We start from the raw sequence: 4,927 nt of genomic DNA on the forward strand, positions 1-4,927 counted from the left end.
GAAGATGTAGAGAATATAAAAATAACTTCTATTAATATAATTAGTCAAAAGGAAGTAGCAGAAGAGCCTCTTTGGAAAAGTTTATCACCTATAAATGATGTTGTTCAAGGATATGTTAGCTTTGCAAATGAGGAAGGAAAGATTAATCAATCTGTGGGGAAAGCAATTAATAGTGAAGAAATTAATTGCATTATATTAGAAAGTGATAATATTAAATCATTAATTAAGTTTAAGAATTTAAATAAATCTTATTTTATAACCTACAATTATCCAGTATATTTAGATGAGAATTTTATTAGTAATTTAATAATACAGAAAGATTATACAAATAAGTTCTATGAAATGATAAAAACAATAATAATTATTATTTTAGGACAAGTCCTTGTAGTAATAACTTTAATATTAACTATTGCATCCATAATAAAAAAATCTATAATGCCTCTAAATAAATTAAATGAATCTATGAAGAATTTTAAGCTCGGAAACTATACTGAAGATATTGAAGTATCTAGTGAAGATGAAATCTCAGATTTAGCTAAGACTTATAATTTAATGAAAAATCAATTAATAAATCAAGATAAATCCTTAAGAGAATTCTTTAATAATGCCACTCATGAGCTTAAGACTCCAGTTACATCTATTTCTCTTTATTCGCAGATATTAAGAGATAATGATATTAAAGAAATGGATGAAGAATTTATAAATAGAGCTAGTAGTAGGATAGTACTAGAATGTGAAAAGATGAAAACTTTAGTAGAAAATATTTTAGAAACTTCTAGAGGAGGTATAAATAGAAATAAGGTAAAAACAATGTTTTCTTTAAAAGATTTAATAATGCAAATAGAAGAAGATTTTGAAGTAAGAATTAAAAAGAGAAATCTAAAAATAATTAATGAAATTCAAGAGCTTGAATACTTAGGTGTACTTGAAGACTTTGAGCTGGTTTTTGCTAATTTACTAGATAATAGCATTAAATACTCTTGTTCAAAGGAAATTGAAGTTAAATTATTTAAAGAAGATGGAACTATAAATCTTACTATTAAAAATAAGATAAATAAAATACCTGAAGACATAAAAAATAGATTATTAGAGCCATTTATTAAACATAATAATATAAATAATATAAGTAAAGAAATAAGTAGTTCAGGATTAGGATTATATCTATGTAGTGAAATAGCTAAGGAAAACAACTGGAAGTTATCCTATGATATAATTGAAGATATTATCACATTTAAATTAGAATTATAGTCTTAATAAAGGTAAGAGTATATTCTAAAAAGTTATTAGAAAATTTAAAGCTTCTGAAAAAATCTAAAGAGAGTTTTTCAGAAGCTTATTTTTTATAATTTGGAAAAGATTATTTCTCTAAGCATCCATTTTTCATTATCAATTTTAATTGGATTTCCTTAGGTAACCTTTATATCTTAGCAAATTGACTATTATATAAATTTGAATAAAAACCATTTTGTTTTAATAAGTCCTTATGATTACCTTTTTCTATTATCTTTCCATCCTTCATTACTAGGATTAAATCAGCTTCTTTAATAGTTGAAAGTCTATGTGCAACTATAAAGGAAGTCCTACCTTCCATTAATTTATTAAAAGCTCTTTGAATATAGATTTCTGTACGAGTATCTATACTGCTTGTGGCCTCATCTAAAATAAGCATTGGTGGCTTTGATAACATAACTCTAGCAATACATAGTAATTGCTTTTGTCCTTGAGATAAGGAACTATCTTCTGAAAGAATAGTGTCATATCCTTTTGGTAATTTCATTATAAACTTATGAGCATGGGAAAGTTTTGCAGCTTCAATTACTTCTTCTAAGGTAGCATCTTCTTTTCCGTATGATATATTATCTCTAACTGATCCAGAAAATAACCATGTATCTTGAAGGACCATTCCATAAAGTCCTCTAGTACTTTTTCTAGTTATTTCTTCTATATTAATACTATCTATTTTAATTTCACCTGAATCTATATTATAAAATCTCATAAGTAAATTTATTAAAGTTGTTTTTCCGCAGCCAGTAGGACCTACTATTGCTATTCTTTCACCTGGGTTTACCTTTAAATTAAAATCTTCAATAAAAGGCTTATTTTCATCATAAGAAAAGTATAGATTATTTATATCAACATTACCTTCGGCAGTTTCCAAATCAATAGCATTAGCTTTATCAGGAACTTCAGGTTTTTCATCTAAAATTTTAAAGACTCTACTAGCAGAGGTAAAGGCTGCTTGTAATTCAGTAATAACCCCTGAAATTTCATTAAAAGGCTTAGTATATTGGTTAGCATAACTTAAAAAGGCTGAAAGGTTACCTATAGAAAGGTTACCATTAATAGCAGTTATTGCACCAACTATACCAACTGCTGCATATACAATTCCATTTACAAATCTAGTAAGAGGATTTGTAACTGCTGAGTAAAATTGAGCTTTTTGACCATATGTATAAAGCTTCTTATTTATTTCCTCAAAATTTTCTTCAGCTCTATCTTCATAAGAAAAAGCCTTTACAACTTTTTGATTACCTATCATTTCTTCTACATAACCAGTTAATTCTCCACGAACCTCAGATTGCTTTCTAAACATAGAATTACAAGCTTTAGCTATAGTGGAAGCAGTAAATAATGAAAGTGGAGTTATTATAACTACTAGTATGGCTATTTTATAATTTATAGTTAACATAAAAATTAATGTTCCAACTATAGTTATTATTCCTGTGAAAAGCTGAGAAAAGCCTTGTAATAATCCATCTGAAATAATTTCTATATCATTAATGACTCCGTTTATAATATATCCATGAGAATTACTATCTATATATTTAAGTGGCAATTCATTTAGTTTGTTAAATACATCTCTTCTTAAATCTTTAATAGTCTTATAACTTACTATATTATTGAATCTAGTCATAATAAGTTGAAAAATTGAAGAGAAAATTATGGTTAATAAAAGTAAAATTAATATATTAATAAGTTTATTAAAGTTAACATTATTAGGTCCTATAATAAAATCTACACCTCTTCCTATAATTATAGGTGTTAATAAAGTTAAAGTTATATTAATGATTGCTGTAATAAAGGATAAAACTATATATTTACTATAAGGCTTAGTATATTTTAAAATTCTTTTAAGTATTGCAGTATTCAAAATGTCACCTCCTAATTATTTAATTGAGAAGAATATATTTCACTATAAACTTCGCAATTTTCAAGAAGATAATCATGAGTTCCAATTCCAGCTATTTCACCATTATCTAAGACTATTATTTTATCTGAATTCATTATACTACTTGCCCTTTGTGATACTATAAGTACTGTCATATCTTTAGTATTCTCTTTTAAATTTTTTCTTAATGCTGCATCTGTTGCAAAGTCTAAAGCACTAGAACTATCGTCTAAAATAAGTATTTCAGGATTTCTTACTAAAGCTCTTGCAATAGTAAGTCTTTGTTTTTGACCACCAGAAAAGTTTTTACCACCTTGCATAACTTTAGCATTATATTTATCATGTAAGGAGTTAATAAATGAAGAAGACTGAGATATATTTAATGCATCTTCTATTTCATTAATAGTTGCATCTTCATTTCCCCATTTTAAATTATCTAAAATACTTCCTTTAAATAAAACTGCTTTTTGAGGAACTATACCAATAAGTTTTCTTAGACTATTTAGATTATAATCTTTAACATTAATACCTTTAACTAATATCTCACCTTTTGATACATCATAAAATCTAGGTATTAGGTTTATTAATGTTGATTTACCAGAACCAGTTCCCCCAATTATGCCTATAGTTTCATTTTTATTAATTTTAAAATTAATATCTTTTAAGGAGTATTCATTTGATTCTTCATAAGAAAATGAAACATTATTAAATTCAATTAGGAAATCATTATTTTTCACTTTATTAGGTAAAGTTTGTTTATTATCCATAATAGAAGTATTAATATTTAATATTTCTAAAACTCTATTAGCAGATGTTGCGCCCTTAGTTAAAATTACAATAAGTTGAGAAAAAACTATTAATGATAATAAGATCTGAGTTATATAATTAATAAAGGCAATAACCTCACCTTGAGTTAATGAACCGATATTTACATTAATTCCACCAAACCATAAGATAGCTATTATTGCTAAATTCATAATCATATAAGTAATAGGATTAAGTATAGCAGATATTTTACCTACATTAATAGAGGTATTAGCTAAGTCAGTAGCTGATTTTTCAAATCTTGATTTCTCTGATTCTTCTTTTGAAAAAGCTTTAATCACTCTAGCTCCTTCAAGATTTTCTCTTGTTATTAAAGATAAATTATCTAATTTTTCTTGTATCACCTTATATAAAGGAAGAGATTTACTCATTACTAAGTAAATAACTAAAGCAATAAGTGGAGTAGCTATTAAAAATATTATAGATAGTTTTAAATCTATTAATAATGCCATAATAATTGAACCAATAATTATAAAGGGACTTCTTGTACCAAGCCTTATTAACATGGCTATACCAGTTTGGATTTGATTAATATCATTTACCAGCCTTGTAATAAGAGTTGGAGTACCTATTTTATCTATTTCACTATAAGAGAGTCCATTTATATGTTTATATAATTTGCTTCTAATAGAAGTTCCAGCTCCCTGAGAAGCAATAGAAGCATAGTATTGGCAAACAAGGGCAAATAATAGTCCTATAGCACCTAAAAGTATAAGTACACCACCCATTTTAAATACATAATTAATATCTTTATTATAGACACCAATATCAATAATTTTTGCCATTACTATAGGAATAAATAACTCTAATATAGCTTCAATTAATTTAAATATTGGGCCGAGTATTGATTCTTTTTTGTAATCTTTCATAAAATAAATAAGTTTTAACAAATAATATCAGTCCTTTTCTTAAAATACATATGTAATTTTGTGA

The 4,927-nt window shown here is 25.8% G+C and carries 3 protein-coding genes; 1 reads left to right on the forward strand and 2 read right to left on the reverse strand.

What is annotated here, in order from left to right:
• Nucleotides 1–1,248 (forward strand): HAMP domain-containing sensor histidine kinase (locus tag E6248_RS13150; protein WP_316341246.1); only part of this gene is annotated, 1,248 nt, incomplete at its 5' end.
• A 169-nt stretch (nt 1,249–1,417) separates the two neighbouring features.
• On the opposite strand, the gene E6248_RS13155 is transcribed toward E6248_RS13150, so the two are convergent.
• Together E6248_RS13155 and E6248_RS13160 are read right to left on the reverse strand one after the other, a co-directional pair.
• Nucleotides 1,418–3,151, reverse strand: coding sequence for an ABC transporter ATP-binding protein (locus E6248_RS13155; protein WP_316341247.1), 1,734 nt, complete (start codon nt 3,149–3,151; stop codon nt 1,418–1,420).
• 11 nt (nt 3,152–3,162) lie between these two features.
• The gene (locus E6248_RS13160) at nt 3,163–4,884 is read right to left on the reverse strand and encodes an ABC transporter ATP-binding protein (protein WP_316341248.1); all 1,722 of its coding nucleotides are present in this window, start codon (nt 4,882–4,884) and stop codon (nt 3,163–3,165) included.
• Nucleotides 4,885–4,927: the final 43 nt, after the last annotated feature.

The sequence above is a fragment of the Clostridium sp. genome (assembly GCF_032552055.1).
GTDB lineage: Bacteria > Bacillota > Clostridia > Clostridiales > Clostridiaceae > Clostridium.